Annotated in this window: 19 protein-coding genes; all 19 read right to left on the minus strand. The window is 65.0% G+C overall.

What is annotated here, in order from left to right:
- Window positions 1-162: 162 nt before the first annotated feature.
- The gene (gene recN, locus FY258_RS04290) at window positions 163-1,797 is read right to left on the minus strand and encodes a DNA repair protein RecN (protein ID WP_118103415.1); all 1,635 of its coding nucleotides are present in this window, start codon (window positions 1,795-1,797) and stop codon (window positions 163-165) included.
- Window positions 1,787-2,647, minus strand: a complete 861-nt coding sequence (locus tag FY258_RS04295) for an NAD(+)/NADH kinase (RefSeq protein WP_118103417.1) — start codon at window positions 2,645-2,647, stop codon at window positions 1,787-1,789. The genes recN and FY258_RS04295 overlap by 11 nt, the downstream gene beginning before the upstream one ends.
- The gene (locus FY258_RS04300) at window positions 2,644-3,459 is read right to left on the minus strand and encodes a TlyA family RNA methyltransferase (RefSeq protein ID WP_118103419.1); all 816 of its coding nucleotides are present in this window, start codon (window positions 3,457-3,459) and stop codon (window positions 2,644-2,646) included. The genes FY258_RS04295 and FY258_RS04300 overlap by 4 nt, the downstream gene beginning before the upstream one ends.
- Before the next feature lie 12 nt (window positions 3,460-3,471).
- On the minus strand, window positions 3,472-3,735 hold the full coding sequence (locus FY258_RS04305; RefSeq protein ID WP_118103420.1) for an exodeoxyribonuclease VII small subunit: 264 nt from the start codon (window positions 3,733-3,735) through the stop codon (window positions 3,472-3,474).
- Window positions 3,736-3,738: 3 nt separating this feature from the next.
- Window positions 3,739-4,389 carry a transcription antitermination factor NusB gene (gene nusB, locus FY258_RS04310; protein WP_006722507.1) on the minus strand — a complete coding sequence of 217 codons (651 nt, stop codon included), beginning with the start codon at window positions 4,387-4,389 and terminating at the stop codon, window positions 3,739-3,741.
- Between the two features lie 3 nt (window positions 4,390-4,392).
- A complete protein-coding gene (locus tag FY258_RS04315; protein WP_118103422.1) occupies window positions 4,393-4,752 on the minus strand; it encodes an Asp23/Gls24 family envelope stress response protein in 360 nt (119 codons plus the stop codon).
- Between the two features lie 72 nt (window positions 4,753-4,824).
- On the minus strand, window positions 4,825-5,388 hold the full coding sequence (efp, locus tag FY258_RS04320; RefSeq protein WP_006722505.1) for an elongation factor P: 564 nt from the start codon (window positions 5,386-5,388) through the stop codon (window positions 4,825-4,827).
- Between the two features lie 53 nt (window positions 5,389-5,441).
- A complete protein-coding gene (locus FY258_RS04325; RefSeq protein ID WP_118103424.1) occupies window positions 5,442-6,572 on the minus strand; it encodes a M24 family metallopeptidase in 1,131 nt (376 codons plus the stop codon).
- Between the two features lie 36 nt (window positions 6,573-6,608).
- Window positions 6,609-7,700 (minus strand): dehydroquinate synthase/iron-containing alcohol dehydrogenase family protein, encoded by a 1,092-nt coding sequence (locus FY258_RS04330; protein ID WP_118103426.1) that lies wholly within the window; start codon window positions 7,698-7,700, stop codon window positions 6,609-6,611.
- Complete coding sequence (locus FY258_RS04335) at window positions 7,697-8,230, minus strand: shikimate kinase (RefSeq protein ID WP_118103428.1); 534 nt, start codon at window positions 8,228-8,230, stop codon at window positions 7,697-7,699. Before FY258_RS04335 ends, FY258_RS04330 begins: the two co-directional genes overlap by 4 nt.
- A gap of 7 nt (window positions 8,231-8,237) precedes the next feature.
- Window positions 8,238-8,735, minus strand: a complete 498-nt coding sequence (locus FY258_RS04340) for a YqeG family HAD IIIA-type phosphatase (RefSeq protein ID WP_118103430.1) — start codon at window positions 8,733-8,735, stop codon at window positions 8,238-8,240.
- Window positions 8,736-8,740: 5 nt separating this feature from the next.
- A complete protein-coding gene (mltG, locus tag FY258_RS04345) occupies window positions 8,741-10,024 on the minus strand; it encodes an endolytic transglycosylase MltG (protein WP_259324439.1) in 1,284 nt (427 codons plus the stop codon).
- Entirely contained in the window at window positions 10,017-10,445 is a 429-nt protein-coding gene (gene ruvX, locus FY258_RS04350) for a Holliday junction resolvase RuvX (RefSeq protein ID WP_118103432.1), read from the minus strand. The genes mltG and ruvX overlap by 8 nt, the downstream gene beginning before the upstream one ends.
- Window positions 10,446-10,466: 21 nt before the next feature.
- On the minus strand, window positions 10,467-13,121 hold the full coding sequence (gene alaS, locus FY258_RS04355; RefSeq protein WP_118103434.1) for an alanine--tRNA ligase: 2,655 nt from the start codon (window positions 13,119-13,121) through the stop codon (window positions 10,467-10,469).
- A 70-nt stretch (window positions 13,122-13,191) separates the two neighbouring features.
- Window positions 13,192-14,559 carry an AI-2E family transporter gene (locus FY258_RS04360; RefSeq protein ID WP_118103436.1) on the minus strand — a complete coding sequence of 456 codons (1,368 nt, stop codon included), beginning with the start codon at window positions 14,557-14,559 and terminating at the stop codon, window positions 13,192-13,194.
- Window positions 14,560-14,610: 51 nt separating this feature from the next.
- A complete protein-coding gene (locus FY258_RS04365; protein WP_118103438.1) occupies window positions 14,611-15,396 on the minus strand; it encodes an RNA polymerase sigma factor SigF in 786 nt (261 codons plus the stop codon).
- Complete coding sequence (locus FY258_RS04370; protein ID WP_118103440.1) at window positions 15,386-15,772, minus strand: ATP-binding protein; 387 nt, start codon at window positions 15,770-15,772, stop codon at window positions 15,386-15,388. The genes FY258_RS04365 and FY258_RS04370 overlap by 11 nt, the downstream gene beginning before the upstream one ends.
- Window positions 15,765-16,328, minus strand: coding sequence for a hypothetical protein (locus FY258_RS04375; protein WP_182279414.1), 564 nt, complete (start codon window positions 16,326-16,328; stop codon window positions 15,765-15,767). The genes FY258_RS04370 and FY258_RS04375 overlap by 8 nt, the downstream gene beginning before the upstream one ends.
- Before the next feature lie 80 nt (window positions 16,329-16,408).
- A complete protein-coding gene (locus FY258_RS04380) occupies window positions 16,409-17,734 on the minus strand; it encodes a replication-associated recombination protein A (RefSeq protein ID WP_118103444.1) in 1,326 nt (441 codons plus the stop codon).
- Between the last annotated feature and the right edge of the window lie 54 nt (window positions 17,735-17,788).

Consider the following 17,788-nt stretch of genomic DNA (forward strand, 5'->3'; position numbering starts at 1 on the left):
CATTGAGGTGTGCCGCCTGTGAATTTGCCGCTCGGTCAGGTCCTGCTCGCGACGAAGGCCCCACTGGGGCCTTCTGCTCGTGCGGAATCTACGGCAAATTCACAGGCGACACACCCCAGCGAGACGTCAGGCAAGACGGTCAAGCAATCACGAAGGGAGAAATCAGAGCCTTCCTGCTTCGGCGAGGAGTTGCTTGGCGTGGGCGAGGGACTCTTCGGTGGCGTCTCCGGAGAGGAGGCGGGCGATCTCGGCGATACGATCGGCGCCCTCGACGCGGACGAGGTTCGTCTCGGGGATGTCGGCAGCATCGTCGCGACACACCACGTAATGGACGGAGCCCTGCACGGCCACCTGGGCCAGATGCGTGACCACGATCACCTGATGAGTGCGCGCCAGGTCCGCGAGCACCTGCGCAAGGGAGCGGGCCGTGGAGCCGCCAACGCCGGCGTCGACCTCGTCGAACACGAGCGTGTCGACGGCGTCCGCCTCGCCGAGGACCACCTTGGAGGCGAGCATCACGCGCGAGAGCTCGCCGCCGCTGGCGATGCGGCGCAGCGGACGAGGCGTCATGCCGGCACCGCTGCGGTACAGCAGCTCGCAAGCGGTTGGACCCTGAGCAGTCCAGCGCTCGCGCGGAAGCGGCTTGCTGTCCCACACAAGCTCGGCACGACCCATCTCGAGACGCGCCATCTGCTTGCCCACCTCACGGCAAAAACGCGGCGCAGCGGAGTTCCTGCGCTTAATCAACGTCCTGGCGGCCTCGACAAGCTCGGCCTCGGCGGCATCGCGGGCATCGCGGGCGCGCCTCACGCGGACCTCGGCGTCATCGACGAGCGAGAGCAGCTCGGCCGCCTCATCGCGGCGGGCAAAGACGTCCTCCATATGCGGGCCCCACTGTCGCAGCAAGCCCTTGAACGCCGAATAGCGCTCCTGTGCGGCGGCCAGCTCGGCCGGGTCAAAATCGACTGAATCGCGGTACCTACGCAGCTCCGCAGCCGCATCTTCGACCGTGATGGCAGCGCCGGAAAGCTGGTCGGCGAACTCGGAGAGCTTGACGTCGACGCGGGCCATGCGGGACAGCTCCGCAATGGCGGTATTGAGCGCATCGAGCGCACCGCCTTCGCAGGTCAGGGCCTCGGCGGCATCGTTGGCGCAGCATGCGAGGCTCTCCGCGTGCTCGACGCGGGGCAGGCGCTCCTCAAGCTCCTCGAGCTCGCCGGGCTTGGGATCGACATCGGAAATGCGCTCGAGGGCAAACCGCGCCTCTTCAAGTCGACTGCCCTGCGTGCGGCTCGCCTGCTCGACGCGCTCGAGCTCGCGCGCGGCCTCGTTGGCGCGCGCAAGCGCGTCGCGATACGCGGCGAGCGCCTCGGCAACACCCGCGCCGGCCCAGGCATCGACCATCCCAACATGGGAGGCGGGGTCGAGCAGCCGCTGGTGCTCATGCTGGCCGCAAAGGTCAATCAGGGGACTCACGCGCTCGGACAGCTCGCGCACGCTTGCAAGCGAGCCGTCCACACGCACGCGGGAACGCCCGTCGGAACCCAGGCGACGCTGGATGACGAAGCCCTCCTCGTCGCGGGCCCCGCTGAACAGACGCCCCTCGACCAGTGCGCCGTCGCTCCCCTCGCGAACCGTCGCGGAATCCGCACGCTCGCCCATCAGCAGCTTGAGGGCGGAAAGCAGGGCGGTCTTGCCCGCGCCCGTCTCGCCGGTGAGGACCGTGAGGCCGGGACCGGGCACCAGATCGGCGCATTTGATCAGCGCGATGTTCTCGACATGGATCTCATCGATCATTGCGCACCCCGTAAAAGACGCGGCTCACGGACGTGTAGAAGCTCTCCGGGCCGTAATCGAGCAGCAGGATGTCGGCATCGCCGCGACGCACGATGGCGCGGTCGACCTCGCCGGACGGCGTGATGAACTGGCCGTCGAGCGCGATGGCGGGAACCGACGGGCGATCTTTGGACACGGAAATCTCCACGACGTCGGACGGGGACGTGAGGAAGGCGCGCGCCTGGATGGTGTGGGGCGCGATGGGCACGCAGACCATGCCGGTGTACTCCGGGCTCACGATGGGCCCGCCGGCGGACAGGGCGTACCCCGTGGATCCGGTGGCCGTGGAAACCACCACGCCGTCCCCGCGCAGGCGGTCGATGTGGTGGCCGGAAACGGTGATGTCGAACTCGACCATGTCGGAGAGCGGGCCGCGGGCGAGCGCGAGGTCGTTCAGGGCAAAGCCGGTGCAGATCTCCTCCTCACCGCGTTCATTCACGCTCACGATCTCGCACGCGAGCGTGGCGCGGCGACTCACATGCAGCTCGCCGGCGAGCGCGTCGGCCACAACCGAGAGGATGTTCTTGTCCTCGGGGCTCGCCGCGGTGAGAAACCCGAGGTGACCATAGGACAGGCCGAGAATCGGAATCTCGCGATACCCCACGATGCGCGCGGCGCGCAGGAGCGTGCCGTCGCCACCGAGCGAGATGACGAGGCCGCAGTCCACGAGTTCGGGGGTGGACTCGATGCCGGAGCGCTGGTCGGCGGCCCATTCGACCTCAAAGCCCTGGCGCGTGAGCCACAGTTCGAGGGTGAGACCGCTCTCGACGGCCTCCTGCTTGTAGTAATTGGGGACGAGCAGGACCTTCATCGATCAACCTCCGAATACACCAGCGCGTCGATGCGCGCTGAAACGGCAGATGCGTCCATCTCCTCACGAGATGCGGCGGATGCACCGCGCGCACCCAGCAGGAAGAACTCGCGGTTGCCCTTGGCGCCCGTGATGGGCGAGGTGCACAGCCCCAGCGGGGAAAGCCCATTTTCGCGGAAGAGCTCGACCGCATCGGCGAGGACCCGCGCGTGCACATCCGGATCGCGCACGATACCGCCCTCCCCCACTTCGCCTTGCGGCGCCTCGAACTGAGGCTTGACGAGGGTCAGGAAGGCGCCGTTGGGCGTGAGGAGCTCGAGCACCGCAGGCAAGATCGTGGCGATGCTCGTGAACGACACGTCGCACACGGCCAAGTCGGCGCTCGAACGATGGCCGAGCTCGGGAACGTCCACAATGTTCGTGCGCTCGAGCAGGGTCACCCGCTCATCCTGGCGCAACGACCAGTCGAACTGCGCGCGCCCCACGTCCACGGACAGGACATGGGCCGCACCGCGTTTGAGCAGGCAATCGGTAAAGCCGCCGGTGGAGCATCCAACATCCAGGCAGTTGAGGCCGGAAGGGTCCACCCGAAACGCATCGAGGGCGCCGGCGAGCTTGAGCCCGCCGCGCCCCACATAGGGAATGCGGCCCTTCACGTGCAACTCGATGCCGGGCTTGACCATCATGCCGGGCGAGCTCAGGCGCTCGCCGCCGGACGAAACCAAACCGGCCATCAACGTGCGCAGGGCATCTGCGCGATTCTCGCAGATGCCCTGGGAAATCAATTCATCATCCAAACGAACGCGTGCCACGTGGCGCCTTCCTTATGCCCCGCTCAATTTGCGGTCGGTCTCGGCCTGCTCGGCAGGCTGCTCAGATTGGGCCTCGGTCGCAAGCTCGGCATCGAGCATATCGGCCTCGCGCGGAGACAGCTCGAACGAATCGACCATGTCCACGGCACGGGAGCCGAGCTCGATCGCCTCGTCGAACAGGTCGAGGCTGCGCTCGAGGGACGTGTCCTTGGAGCGGACCTGGGCGATGATCTCGTCCAGGCGCTCGGTGATCTCGTCGAAGTTGCCCTCGGCCATGCGCTACTCGCCGGCCTCGGCGTCGAAGGGATCGTTGAAGATGTGGTCGAGGTCGTCCTCGGCAAAGCCGTAGTCGTCGGCCTCGAAACGCGCACGGGCCTCCTCGGCGGCGCGGGCTGCCTCCTCCTCGGCTGCCAGGCGCTTGGGGTCGATCTCGAACCACAGAGCGGCCAGGCAGGCGGCCTCGGCATCCTCGGCGGTGATGGTGCAGGCGACGTGCTGCAGACTCGGCAGATGACGATCGCGCACGATGCGACCGAGCACGCCGTTCACAAAGCCGGCGGACTCATCGGTGCCGTAGGCCTTGGCGATCTCGACGGCCTCGTTGATGACGACGGCGGCATCGAGCGTGTCGGCGACCTGGAAGTACAGCTCGTAGACGGCGGCGCGAAGCAGGTTGCGGTCGGCACCGGGCATGCGCTCGAGGGTCCAGTTCGCGGAGACGGCGCGAAGCGCGGAGTCGATACGATCACGGTTGGCGGAAACGCCGCGCGCGATCTCGATGGCGTATGGTGCCAGCGGACCCTTAGACAGGGTGTAATCCCCTGCCAGGACGTCCTCGACGGAGACTTTTCGCATCTCGGACTGGAACAGGATCTGCAGCGCCTGACTGCGGGCGAGCGTGCGCCCGCGATTGACTTTAAGACTTGCCACGCGCTACTCCTTGGGGAAGACGAGGCTGTCGATGCAGATGTTCACGCACTCGACCTCAACGCCGACCTGGGCGTCGATGGCGTTGGCGACGGCGACGCGCACGGCCTCGGCCAGGGGCTTGAACGGATAGCCGAAGAAGACCGTGAGGTGCACGGTCAGGCGAAGCTTGTCGTCGACGACCTCGGCCTCGACGTCCTCGCCCATGGGCACGGACTTGGTGGAGAACATGGAGACGAGGTTGGTGGCGAGGTCCTTCACGCCCACGGACGCGATACCCTCGACCTCCTCGACGGCGCGGGAAACGATGGCGGTCAGCACCTCGGGTGCGATGCCGATGCCGGCGATGGTGATCTCTTGCGACATGCCCACTCCTTTACGTGGTAAGCGCGCGGCCTCATGCGGGCCGCGCGACGGACGTGCACTGGATGAGAGCGATTAGAGGCGCTGGACGAACTCGCCGGTGCGGGTGTCGACCTTGATGCGCTCGCCCTCGTTGAGGTACATGGGGACCTGGACGACCGCGCCGGTGTCGATGGTGGCCGGCTTGGTGGCACCCTGGACGGTGTTGCCCTTGGCGCCCGGGACGGTCTCGACGACCTCGGCCTCGATGAACATGGGCGGGTTCACGCCGAGCAGCTCGGTGTCGGCGTAGAGCAGCTGGGCGTTGTCGTTCTCGCGCAGCCACTTGGAGTTGTCGCCGATGAAGTCGGCCGGGACGGCGATCTGCTCGTAGGAGGTCATGTCCATGAAGTAGTAGTTGTCGCCGTCGTTGTAGAGATACTGCATCTCGTTGGTGATGAGCTGCACGCTCTCGAACTTGGAGCCGGCGTTGCAGGTGTTCTCGACCACGCGACCGGTCTTGAGGTCCTTAGTCTTGTAGCGGACGAAGGCGCCGCCCTTGCCGGGCTTGACGTGCTGGAACTCGACGATGGTGTAGTACTTGTCCTTGATCTTGAGACCCATGCCGTTGCGGAAGTCGGCGGTGGTGATGGAAGCCATGGCTTGCCTTTCTGTAGAAGAATCGAACTTAGGAATTATACTCGCAAAACGCCCTAGCAGTCGATGACGACCAGCTCGTGCGTAGAGGTCGTGAAGGGCTCGTAGCCGGAGGCGGTGACGACGCCGTAGTCCTCCAAGCGCACGCCGCCCACACCGGGCAGGTAGATGCCGGGCTCCACGGTGATGACCGCGCCTTCCTCCACGATGTTGCTCTTGCGGCCGAAGACCGGCAGTTCGTGGATGTCGATGCCCACGCCGTGGCCGAGGCCGTGGCCGTAGTACTCGCCGTAGCCCGCGTCGCCGATGATCTTCTGGGAGAGCAGGTGGATGTCGTGGCCGTCCACGCCGGCGTGGATCGCGGCGACGCACTCCTCGTGCGTGCGGCGGACGATGTCGTAGATCTCGCGCTGCTTCTCGCTCGGCTCGCCCACGCAAACCGTACGGGTCATGTCGGACTTGTAATCGCGGTAGCCCGCACCGTAGTCCATGAGGACGAAGTCGCCCTTCTCCACCACGCGGTCGCTGGGGATGGCGTGCGGGTTGGCGGTGTTGGGACCGGATGCGACGATGGAACCGAAGGCCAGGTCGTCTGCGCCGTGATCGAACATGAAGGTCTCGAGCTCGGTACGGAGCTGCTTCTCGGTGAGGCCGGGACGGATCTTCGTGCACATATGGGCGAACGCGGCGTCGGTGATGGACTGCGCGTGGCGCATGAGCTCGATCTCCTCGGCGTCCTTGATGGCGCGCATGAGTTGAAGGTCGCCGTGCATGAGCGGAAGGCTCGCGCAGATGGAACAGTCCTCGAGGCCGCGCTCGATACCGCGGTAGAACTTGATGTGCATGTCGTCCTCGACGGCGACGACGCGGCTCTTGGTGGAGCGGGCGTGCTCGGCAACCCAGCGGGGCATGTCGATCTCGTCCATATCGAGCTTCCAGGGGCTACCGGCCGGCATGTTCTCCTCGAAGGAGTTGAAGTAGCGCGAGTCGGTGTGCAGGAAGCACTCGTCGGCCGTGACAAACGCCACGTGCGGGTACTCGCCGGTGTAGTCGAAGACGCGCATGGCGCCGGTGAGCCAACGCAGGTTGGCCTCGTCGCGCACGACCACGGCATCGTAGCCACGCTCAGCCATGAGGGTGCGCAGGCGGGCGATGCGCCCAGCGGGACCGTTGAGGATTTCGGACATATCGGTTCCTTTCTCGCGAAAGATGTGTAAACAGGCCTACTCGGGTTTGCGTGAGGCGATGAACGCGCGCGCATGGCGCTCAAGGGCCTCGTCGTCGATGGACGAAAGGCGGATGACGCCGGGGTACTTGGGCAGCGCGAGCTGGAAGCGGTTGGCGACGCGGAAGCGCTCGGCGCGAAGGGCCTCGATGAACGCAGCGGGATCGATGTCAAACGACAGCTCGCCGATGCCGAGGTCCTCGAGGTGATCGTCGAGTGCAAAGACCTCATCGACCGCGAAGTCGCAGGCATCGATGGCGAGACGCGCCTCGAAGCGCATACCCTCGGCGAGGAGCAGGTAATACGGGTGCGCGCCCTCGCCCAGGCACGCGGACAGGGCGCGGGCGGTGGTATGGCCGAACAGCAGGGCGCGGCGCGCAGAGGGGCTCACGGACTTGGCGATGTTCAAGCGCGCAGTGAGCGTGGTGGAAAGCGCATCGGACAGCGACGTCTCGTTCTTTTCCGCAATGCCCTGGACAGCAGCACCAAGGCTATCCCAGCAGGCTCGGCTCTCGGAGAGATACGCACCGCACATGAGCGCGTAGCCCAGGCCATTCTCCTCGACCGGCCGATCGCCAACCAACGCGAGGTCGCACACGGCGAGCGAAACCTCGGGCTCGAGGCTGACGAGGGAACCCCCTGAAACGGCGAGGGGCGTCATCTGCGTGGAGCAGCGGATCATGGCATCGAGCGTGGTGGGAACGAGCGCGCACGACACGCCGCCGCACCACGTGCGGGAAATGTAGCTCGCCAGGGAGCACGCCGCCTCGCCGCCCACGCCCACAATCAGGTCCTCGGCGGTGATACCGGCCGCGGAAAGCTCGGCATATTGCGCAAGGGCCGACTCGGCCTCGAGCGCATCGGAGGCAGCGACGCATCGAACGACAGCGTTGAACCCTCCGTCGACGAGAGCGCGGCGCACGGTCTCGACATGGACGGCATCGATGTCATCGGAGCTCAGCACATAGGCGCGAGAGGGCTTGCCAACCGCGCCGGAGAGGAACTTGGGAAGCTCATCGAGGGCCCCGAAGCCAAGGCGGACATCGGTGCTCCTCGAACCGAAGGAAAGCAGCTTGCGACGAATCGTCATATGAGACCACGCTCCAAGAGAAGCTCGGCAACGGTATAGGAAACCTCGGTGAACGAGGTGCCGCGGATATCCACGGTGAGGTCGGCGGCGCTTTCGTACAGCGGGCGCCTGTGCTCGAGCAACCGGGCGGCATGCTCGGCGCTGCGAAAATCGGGTCGGGTGTCGGAGCGGCGGATCTGACGCAGCGAATCGTCGATATCGCCCTCGAGGTAGACGCAGAAGCCCATTTCATGAATGAGCTCGATGTTGCGAGGGGTCTCGACCACTCCCCCGCCGCACGAGACGAGCAGGCTGCGCTCGGAGGCGAGGCTCTCGAGGGCCTCAGTCTCGAGCGTGCGGAAACGCTGCTCGCCCTCGGCCTCGAAGATTTGCGAGACCGTCTGGCCGCACTTGCGCTCGACGAGGCGATCGGTGTCGACGAAACGCCGATGGAACATACGCCCGAGGTTGCGGGCGAGCGTGGACTTGCCCGCCCCCAAGAATCCGACGAAGAAGATATGGTCGCATCCGCGCTTCACGGTAGAGGTCATGGCAGCGTTACTCCTCGCAGGGAACGCCGCGCAGCGCCATGCGCTCGAAGATGCGGAAGATCTGCGTGTACCACAGATCGGCGGTGGACTGCGGCTTGACGAGGATGGTGGTCACGCCGGCGAGCTTGCCGCCCCACACATCGGTGTAAAGCTGGTCGCCGACCATGACGGCCTCCTCCTTGCGAGCGCCCAGGCGCTTCATGCCCGCCGTGATGGCGAACGGAAGCGGCTTGCAGGCAAAGGAGATGTAGTCCATGCCGAGCTCGCCCGCGGAGCGCGAGACGTGGCTCACATGCCAGTTGTTGGAGACCATGATGAGCTCGAAGCCGAGCTCACGGGCGCGATCGAGCCAGGCTGCCACGGAATCGGGCGCGCAGGTACGGTCGCGCGGCACGAGGGTGTTGTCGCGATCGAGTAGGATCGCGCGCTTACCCGACGCCCACAGGGCATCGAGGTCGATGTGCTCGACGCACGTGATGTAACGGCTGGGGGAAAAGATGCTCATAGGCGCTACTCCCAGGACTTTTGATGATCGTCGTAGGTCTCGGAGAAGAACTCCTCGTCCTGCGTGATGAAGAAATACAGGTCGTTGGAATCGGTGGGATTCAACGTGGCGCTGATGGCCTCGGCAGACGGAGAGCAGATCGGCGTTGGGGGAAGACCGGCGTTCTTGTACGAGTTGTACGGGCTGTCGATCGTCTGGATGTCGTTGGCCGTGACCTCGCCACCCGTCACGTACATGAGCGTGGCATCGCTTTGCAGGTACGGACGCCCGGCAAAGTCACCCTTACCGGCAAGGCGATTCAGGAACACCGAAGCGACGTGCGATCGCTGCTCCGCGTGAAGACCCTCGCGCTCGACGATGGAGGCGAGATCGAGCAGCTGATAGGCAGTGAGCTCGACGCCGAACCTCGACTTGATGGAAGCCAGGCCGGCATTGAAATCCAACGCGTCGAGGACATCGACCTGGAACTGGCCGAGCATGGCGCGGATGATCTGTTCGGCGGTCGGCGTGCCCTGGAACGTGTAGGTCTTGGGGAACAGGAAGCCCTCGAGGGAGTCGTCGGCGGCCTCGGAGAGGAACGCGAAATCGGCAACGTAGTTGGAGGCCTTGGCCTGCGCGGTGAAGTCGTCGGCGGGGATGCCGTAAACCTCCTCGACGATGCGGGCGGTCTGGGCGACGGTCTTGCCCTCGGGGACCGTGAGCTTGACGCCCTCGACGTTGGGGCCGGCCACGAGCTGCTTAACCACGGAGATGGGGTCCTGCAAGGTCTCGAAGCGGTACTCACCGGGCTTGAGCTGCATCTCGGCGCCGAGCTTCTTGACGGCGGCGTAATACTCGCCAGCGTCCTCAACGACGTGGTTCTCGGCCAGGGTCTGCGCGATGACATCGCCCGTCGCGCCCTCGGGGATGACGACGTTCACGGGCTGTCCGGCCTCGATGGCCTCACCCGAACCGCCGAATACGCGCGGGAACACGAAAACGGCCGCCACGGTAACCACGGCGATGGCAATGAGCACGCCGAAAATGACGGGAAGCTTGGAGCGCTTGGCTGCAGCCTGCGCATAGGCGGGATGCACGCCACCGGAGCGCCCGCGCGCGCGAGCTTGTGACGGCGCCTGAACGCGCTGCGGGCGCGGCGCCGCTCCACGGGCGGGTCGCGTGGCAGCCGCACGAGGACGGGGGGCGTTCGCTGCGGGGCGTGGGGCCGGGGCTGGGGCGTTCGTGCGGAATCGCTTGCCGGCGGGACGCTGATCCCGCTGATCGCGATGCGAGCCGTAGTCGTTAGCCACGATCGTCCTTTCGTCCATGAGAGTCGAGCCAAGCCTGCAAGAACAGGGAAGCGGAAATCATATCGACCTTACCGCGCATCTGTTTCTCGTTCAAACCCTGTTCGCGCAGGATGCGCTTTGCCTCGGTGGACGTGAGGCGCTCGTCGATGAATTCGAGCGGGAGACCGGTCGCGGCCGCGATACGGCCAGCGACCTCCCGAATATGCTCGGCTTGGGGGCCCTCCTCGCCCGACATGGTCTGCGGCAGGCCGCAGACCAAGATATCGGGCTCATGGTCTTCCAAGATCATGCGGAAGGAACGGGCCATGCCCTCCACCTCGCACGCAGGCAGGACCTTGAGCGGCATGGCCACGCGACCGGTGCGGTCAGAGACCGCGATGCCGGTGCGTGTACCGCCGATATCGAGGGCGAGAGCTACCACGTGCTGCCTTCCTGCCGTTTGTTACGCGCCGAGCGCGGTGCGAGCAGCCTCGAGAGCCGCCGCGACACCCTGGGCGTCCTTGCCGCCGGCCTGGGCCATAGTGGGCTTGCCGCCGCCGCGGCCATCGACCAGCGGGGCGATCTGCTTGATGACATTGCCAGCATGGAAGCCTGCGGAAGCCGCGTCGTCGGTGGCGGCGGCGATGAGGGCGGGCGTGCCCTTCTCGGTCACCGTGGCGAGGACGCAGGCGCAGGCGCCGGAAACCTTCTGGCGGATGGTATCCCAGACGTTGCGGAGGTCGGAGGCCTCCAGGCCGGCGAGCTCAGCCACAACGAGCTTGTAACTGCCCATGTCCTGGGCGTTCTCGATGGCGGAGGAAATGGCGTCGGAGCCGCCGCCGGTAAGCGCCTTCTTGAGCTTCTGGTTGGACTCGCGAAGCTCGGCCTGCAGGGAGGAGATGCGCGCGGGAACCTCCTCGATACGGCACTTGAGCTGCGAAGCGGCCGACTCGGCGAGCGCGGCGCGCTGCTCGAGGTAAGCGATGGCGCCGGTAGAGGTCACAGCCTCGATGCGGCGGACATTGGAGCCGGTGGAAGACTCGGAGACGATCTTGAACAGACCGAGCTCAGCGGTGTTTGCCGCGTGGGTGCCACCGCACAGCTCACGGGAGAACGGCTCGTCCTCGGCGCCGACGGAGACGACGCGGACGGTGTCGCCGTACTTCTCGCCGAACAGGGCGACGGCGCCGGAGGCCTTGGCCTCCTCGATGCCCATCACGCGGGTGACCACGGGCTTGGCGGCGAGGATCTGCTCGTTCACGAGGTCCTCGACGGCGCGGATCTGCTCGGAGGTCATGGCCTCGAAGTGGGTGAAGTCGAAACGCAGGGCCTCCGGAGAGACGAGCGAGCCGGCCTGGTTCACGTGCTCGCCCAGGACCTCCTTGAGGGCGGCGTCGAGCAGGTGGGTCGCGGTGTGGTTGCGCGCGAGCAGGCCACGGCGGTTGAGGTCGTAGCCGGCGAAGACGGTGTCGCCCTCGGAGAGCTTGCCGATGAGCTTGCCCTCGTGGACGTACAGGCCGCCCTTGGAAACGGTATTGGAGACGAAGAACTGGGCGTCGGCGGTGTCGATGAGGCCGTGGTCGCCCAGCTGACCGCCCATCTCGGCGTACAGCGGGGTGCGATCGAGCACGACGGAGGCCTCGACGGCGTTCTCGGCGGACGCCACGCGCTCGCCGTTCACGACGATGGCGAGAACATGAGCGCCCTCGATGCTCTCCTCCTCGTAACCGGCGAACTCGGTGGCCGGGAGCTGGTCGGCGAGCTCGGTCCAGACATCGTTGAAGGAGCCCCAGGCGTCGCCCTTGGCGGCGGCGCGGGCGCGGGCCTTCTGCTCGGCCATCTCGGCGTCGAAGCCCTCGATGTCGACGGCATGGCCGGCGGACTCGGCGATCTCGACGGTGAGGTCAATCGGGAAACCGAAGGTGTCGTGCAGCATGAAGGCGGCCTTGCCGGAGAGCTGCTCGCCCTCGTCCAGGGCGCCGAGTTGCTCGTCGAGGTAGACGCGACCGTTGTTGAGCGTGGTGGAGAAGCGCTCCTCCTCGGCGTTCACGATGCCCTTGACCAGGCCGGCGTTCTCGACGAGGTTGGGATAGGCCTCGCCCATGACGTCGTTCACCGCGTCGATGAAGCGGCCGAGGAACGCGTCCTCGATGCCAAGAAGACGGCCGTGGAACACGGCACGACGCAGCAGGCGGCGCAGGACGTAACCGCGACCCTCGTTGCCGGGCAGGACGCCGTCGGAGATGAGGAAGTCGACGGAACGGGCGTGGTCAGCGATGATGCGCAGGGAGCGGGAGGCGCCGGTGTACTCGTTATCGACGTAGGTCTTACCGGAGATCTCCTCGCCCAGCTTGATGAGGCTCTGCATGACGTCGCCGTCGAAGAAGGAGCTCTTGTGCTGCATGATGGCGGCCATGCGCTCGAGGCCCATGCCGGTATCGAGGTTGCGGTGGGGCAGCTCGGGCATGGAGCCGTCCTCCTGGCGATCGAACTGCGTGAACACGAGGTTCCAGAACTCCAGGAAGCGATCGCAATCGCAGCCGGGGGCGCAGTCGGGGCAGCCACAGCCGACCTCCTCGCCGAGGTCGAAGTAAATCTCGGAGCAGGGGCCGCAGGGACCGGTGGGGCCGGCAGCCCAGAAGTTGTCGTCCTCGCCGAGGCGGGTGATGTGGTCCTCGGGAACGCCGAGGGCGCGCCAGACGTCATGCGTCTCGTCGTCGTCAGTGAAGACGGTGAAATGCAGACGCTCCTTTGGAAGCTTGAAGACCTCGGTGATCAGCTCGTAGGCCCAGGTGCATGCCTGCTCCTTGGTCACGCCGCCAAAGGCGAAGTTGCCGAGCATCTCGAAGAACGAGGCGTGACGGCCGTCGGAGCCGATGATGTCGATGTCGTTGGTACGCACGCACTTCTGGCACGAGCAGGCACCGATCTCCTTCATGACCTTCTTGCCCTGGTAGTACTCCTTGAACTGGTTCATACCGGCGTTGGCGAGAAGCAGCGAGGGGTCGTCGGGGACGAGGGACGAGCTGGCATACAGCTTGTTGCCGCGCTCCTCGAAGAAGTTGAGATAGGCCGAGCGAATCTCGGCGGTAGACATGGTGGGATAGTCAGCGGCCATGCGTAAACTCCCTGGGTTCAATTCGCGTCCCCACCTAGGGGGAACAGTTTCCAAACCCAGTTATTATACGTTAACGCACGTCGTCAGTTGTGTCGGTTTCCTCGGGTTTCTTGGCGTCCTCCGCCCGCTCGTGCGCGGAGAAGGGCATCTCAAAATCGATGAGCTTCGCCCAGGGATTCTCGAGCTCGGGCTTGGGCAGCGCCTCGGCCTCAGGCACCGAATCGCTCGCAAGAATCTGCGAGTCGGCGACGAAGGTGTCGTCGCCCAGTGCGTCGAACGCGGGGACGGGGCGTCCCTGCGCGTCTCGGAACGGGGCGCCGCGGAACAGCGCACCCTCATACGAGACGATCTGCTCGCCGGTACGGGTCTCGAAATAGAAGATGAACAGCGACTTGATGACCGCCACGAGCGGCAACGCGACGATCATGCCGATCGCCCCGCCAAAGGTGGAACCGACCACGAGAGCCGTGAGCGAAAGCACGGGATGGACCTGCATGGTGGACTGATTGATCTTGGGGGCGATCACGTTGTCGGTGATGTTTTGCGAGAGCATGGCCATGACCATGGTCCAGATGGCCATGATCGGGCTGTACACCAGGGCGATCAGCGTCGCGATGATAGCCGAGATCGAAGGACCGACCACCGGGATGATGTTCAGGATGCCCGAGAGGATGCCCATCGTGATGGCATACGGGTGACCCACGATCATGAATCCGACGAACGCCAGGAATCCCTGGATCACGGAGTTGATCAGGGTCGAGCGCAGGTAGCCGCCCACGGAACGGCTGAGCACCGCGACCATGAGACGATAATCGTCGGCCTTATCCTCGGGCAGGATGCGGCAGATCTCCTCATTGATGCGCGGATAGTCGCACGCGAGCCAGAATGCCAACACGAATCCAAGAAAGACGATGAACACCATGGAGGCGATGTTGTTCACCATGGGCACGATGCCGTCGCGAACCGCGGCGAGCAGGCCCGAGAGCGCCTGATTGATCATGTCCTGCGCGGAGGCGAACAGCGACTCAATGTTCACCACATCGTTCAGGTGCTCGACGATGGCGAACTCGTTCTCCATGCGCATGGCCCAGGAACTCAGGGCGGCGAGCTTGGCGGGAGCGTCACGCAAAAGGTCGATCAACTGGCCGGTAACCATAGGAATCACCAGGGCGAAGAGCAAGACAAAGCCCACGATGACGATGAGCAGGCCGATGAGGGCGCCACCACCGCGCGGCAGACCGCGCCGCTCGAGGAAGTTCACAATCGGAGAGGCCATGAAAGCCGAGATCGCGCCAACCGAGAGGAAAAGCAAGACGTTGGACAGGGACCCGATGAGCTGAAACACCACCGCGCAGATGATGATCACTCCGATGACGATCCAAATGTTCAAAAACGTCGTGCGCATGAGGCGCTCGGCGCGGGCGGTGTCGTGCTTCATGATTCCCCTTATGCATCCGGCGCATCGCCGGAGATGGCGCGGCGGCCGGGTTTAACCGGTCATGACCCCTTCTGGGTCGATCTTATCCTGGATCTTCTTGAGCGTCCGGCGCAGCAGACGGCTAACCTGGACCTGCGAGATGCCGAGCTTCTCGGCGATCTCGATCTGCGTCATACCCTTGAGGAAGCGCATCTCGATGACGTCGCGCTCCCTCGGGGAGAAGCTCGCGAGCGCCTCCTCGATGATGATGCGGTCGTCCGTGAACGCGAGATCGGAATCCTCTGTCGCATAGCGATCGATGACCGATGGGGTGTCATCGTCGTCGGCGCCAGACGGGGCCTCGAGCGAGACCGAGCTGTACGCAGAGGAAGACTCCATGGCCTCGAGGACCTCGTCAACGGTCGCATCGAGGTAATCGGCGATCTCGGCGATGGTCGGAGAGCGCTGCAGCTGCGAGGTGAGCGTGTCCGTGGCCTGATTGACCTTGGCCGAGAGCTCCTGCAGGCGGCGCGGCACGCGGACCGACCAGCCCTTATCGCGGAAATGGCGCTTGATCTCGCCCATGATGGTGGGCGTGGCGAAGGTGGTGAACTCAAGCCCGCGGCTGGGGTCGAAGCGATCGATCGCCTTGAGCAGACCGAGGTACCCGACCTGGACCAGATCGTCGATGGGCTCTCCCCTGTTCTTGAATTTATTTGCGATGAAGCGCACGAGATTCAGATGGGACATGACGAGCTTCTCGCGCGCATCCATGTCCCCTTCCTCCTTGAATCGGCGGAAGAGCTCGCGGGTTTTCTCCTTATCCCAAGCGCTCTTACCCGAGGTCTTAGAGGTCATCGACGTCCGCCTTCACTTCGAGCACGAGACGGGCGGGAGACTCGACCTTCTGATAGACATCGCAGACGGAGCCGAGGATCAAATCGGCGTACGCGGCGGTGGGGTCGTCGGCAGAGGGCTCCGCAAAGGCATCCGCCTCGAGGGTGAACGTCATAGCCACGCGCGTGGAGTCGACATCGAAATCGATGGTGAGGGTCTCGTCGGGCGAAGTGGCGCACGCGTAGATAAAGGCCTCCTCGGCTGCCATACGGATATCTTCGACGCACTCGACCGACATGGAGGAGAGCGTGGCGACGTTCGCCGCGGTCATGCGGACGAGACGGGCCAGATCGGGGTCGCACGAAACGACGAGAGAGATGGCAGTGGGGTTATTCATCGATGGTCTCCTCGCCAGGATTGTAGGTGAAGTAGGTGCGGGGCTCTGCCTGGGGCACTGCCTCCGGCGCGGGCACCTCGGCAGGCTGGGCCGAAGACTCGGCAACGGGCTCGTCATCGTGCACGGGGGCGGGCTTGACGGCCTTGGGCGCCGCGGCCTTATGACCGCGGTTGAGCAACCTTTGGACCTTGCCGGACGCAGCGTCGGCAAGCTCGGTGACGGCGTTAGAGGCGCTGCTGGCGGCACCGCTCACGGCGGAAACATCGCGCAGAACGCCATTGACCTCGATCAAATCGGCAGACAGCGCCTCCACGGCGACGGTTGCCTGCTTGAGCAGCGGCTCGACCTGGGCAACTGCGGGCTGGAGCTCATCGACCACACCGTCGAGCTTGGCTACGACAGGACGAGCCTCCTCGATAGTGCTGTTGACCTGCTCCACCGTCTTGTCGAGCGAGGCCACGACGTCGCGGGTGCGGCGCAGGGTGAGAGCGAGCTCCGCGACGGCCCAAACGCCAACCAAGGCGAGTACGACAAGGACGATCTGCATAGGTTCCATGGATGCCTCCATTGCAAACGAGCGACACACGTAAGGTTGATGATACCCCACAAGGGCAGGGCGCAAACAAGGCCCAAACCCTAGCGTGGCCTGTTCTCCGCCCGCCATTGCTCCCAACCGCGGCCGCTGGGCTGCCAAAACGCCCCGCGCTCGAGGCCCTCGGGCAAATAGCGTTGCTCCACCCAGCCCTGGGGGTAATCGTGCGGGTACTTGTAGTCGCCATATTCGTCTGAACCCGGGCGATGACGGTCACGCAAGTAGCTGGGCACCTCGCGCTGCCCGCTTGTGCGGACGTCGGCCAGGGCGGCGTCGATAGCGGCCTCGGCGGCATTCGACTTGGGCGCGAGGGCATTGTAGATGGCGGCCTGGGCGAGGTTGATGCGGCATTCGGGGTAGCCGATCACCTCGGCCGCCTTAAATGCGGCCTCGGCCACGAGGAGCGCGGTGGGGTCGGCATTGCCGATGTCCTCGCTCGCTTGGATCATGATGCGGCGGGCGATGAACTTGGGGTCCTCCCCCGCGTCGATCATGCGGGCGAGCCAATACACCGCCGCGTCTGGATCGCTGCCGCGCATGGATTTAATGAAAGCGGAGATGATGTCGTAATGCATGTCGCCGGACTTGTCGTACGACAGGCCGCGGCGCGGGTTGGCCTGCTTCACATCTTCGAGCTCGATCGGGATGGGAGATGCGGGATCGGTCGAGCCTTCGCCCTCGCGACCGGGCTTGGTAAGTGCGATCTCGCTCGCCAACTCGAGCGTGGTGAGCGAACTGCGCCCGTCACCGGCGGCGAGCGTGCAGATCGCGCGAACAACCTCATCGCTGGCGCTGAAGCGCCCGTCGAGCCCCTCCGGAGCGCTCAGGGCACGGCGGACCAGGCGCTCAACGTCCTCATCGGCCAGGTGCTCGAGCTCAACGACGCGGCTGCGCGACAGCAACGCGGAGTTCACCTCGAAGTACGGGTTCTCCGTCGTTGCGCCGATCATAACCACCGTGCGGTTCTCCACCGCGTGGAGCAGGGCATCTTGCTGGGAACGGGAAAAGCGATGGATCTCGTCGATGAACAAGATGGTGCGGCGATCGAACATCATGAGGCGGTGCTTTGCCTCATCGATCTCTCGGCGCAGGTCCTTGACGGTGCCCGTGACGGCGGAAACCTCGACGAACTCGCTCTTGGTGTGCGAGGCGATGATATGCGCCAGCGTGGTCTTGCCCGTACCTGCAGGTCCGTACAGGATCACACTGGAAAGCACGTCGTGCTCGATGGCGGATCGAAGCCAGGAGCCTGGGCCCACGGCCTTCTTCTGACCCACGTAATCATCGAGCGTCGACGGGCGCATGCGAACCGCGAGCGGTGCGTTCTTGAGCTGTTTTACGCGCTCGTTGCTGGAAAATAACGTGTCCATGGGCCTTCTCCGACGATCGTTCATTCGAACAAGAGTGTATCAAACGGTCAGCCC

The organism is Collinsella intestinalis (genome assembly GCF_902364775.2).
GTDB lineage: Bacteria > Actinomycetota > Coriobacteriia > Coriobacteriales > Coriobacteriaceae > Collinsella.

Coding starts and splice junctions, on each gene's coding strand:
- recN (WP_118103415.1), bottom strand. CDS start 1,797: ATGATCGATGAGATCCATGTCGAGAACATCGCGCTGATCAAATGCGCC.
- FY258_RS04295 (WP_118103417.1), bottom strand. CDS start 2,647: ATGAAGGTCCTGCTCGTCCCCAATTACTACAAGCAGGAGGCCGTCGAG.
- FY258_RS04305 (WP_118103420.1), bottom strand. CDS start 3,735: ATGGCCGAGGGCAACTTCGACGAGATCACCGAGCGCCTGGACGAGATC.
- FY258_RS04315 (WP_118103422.1), bottom strand. CDS start 4,752: ATGTCGCAAGAGATCACCATCGCCGGCATCGGCATCGCACCCGAGGTG.
- efp (WP_006722505.1), bottom strand. CDS start 5,388: ATGGCTTCCATCACCACCGCCGACTTCCGCAACGGCATGGGTCTCAAG.
- FY258_RS04325 (WP_118103424.1), bottom strand. CDS start 6,572: ATGTCCGAAATCCTCAACGGTCCCGCTGGGCGCATCGCCCGCCTGCGC.
- FY258_RS04330 (WP_118103426.1), bottom strand. CDS start 7,700: ATGACGATTCGTCGCAAGCTGCTTTCCTTCGGTTCGAGGAGCACCGAT.
- FY258_RS04335 (WP_118103428.1), bottom strand. CDS start 8,230: ATGACCTCTACCGTGAAGCGCGGATGCGACCATATCTTCTTCGTCGGA.
- FY258_RS04340 (WP_118103430.1), bottom strand. CDS start 8,735: ATGAGCATCTTTTCCCCCAGCCGTTACATCACGTGCGTCGAGCACATC.
- alaS (WP_118103434.1), bottom strand. CDS start 13,121: ATGGCCGCTGACTATCCCACCATGTCTACCGCCGAGATTCGCTCGGCC.
- FY258_RS04360 (WP_118103436.1), bottom strand. CDS start 14,559: ATGAAGCACGACACCGCCCGCGCCGAGCGCCTCATGCGCACGACGTTT.
- FY258_RS04365 (WP_118103438.1), bottom strand. CDS start 15,396: ATGACCTCTAAGACCTCGGGTAAGAGCGCTTGGGATAAGGAGAAAACC.
- FY258_RS04370 (WP_118103440.1), bottom strand. CDS start 15,772: ATGAATAACCCCACTGCCATCTCTCTCGTCGTTTCGTGCGACCCCGAT.
- FY258_RS04375 (WP_182279414.1), bottom strand. CDS start 16,328: ATGGAACCTATGCAGATCGTCCTTGTCGTACTCGCCTTGGTTGGCGTT.
- FY258_RS04380 (WP_118103444.1), bottom strand. CDS start 17,734: ATGGACACGTTATTTTCCAGCAACGAGCGCGTAAAACAGCTCAAGAAC.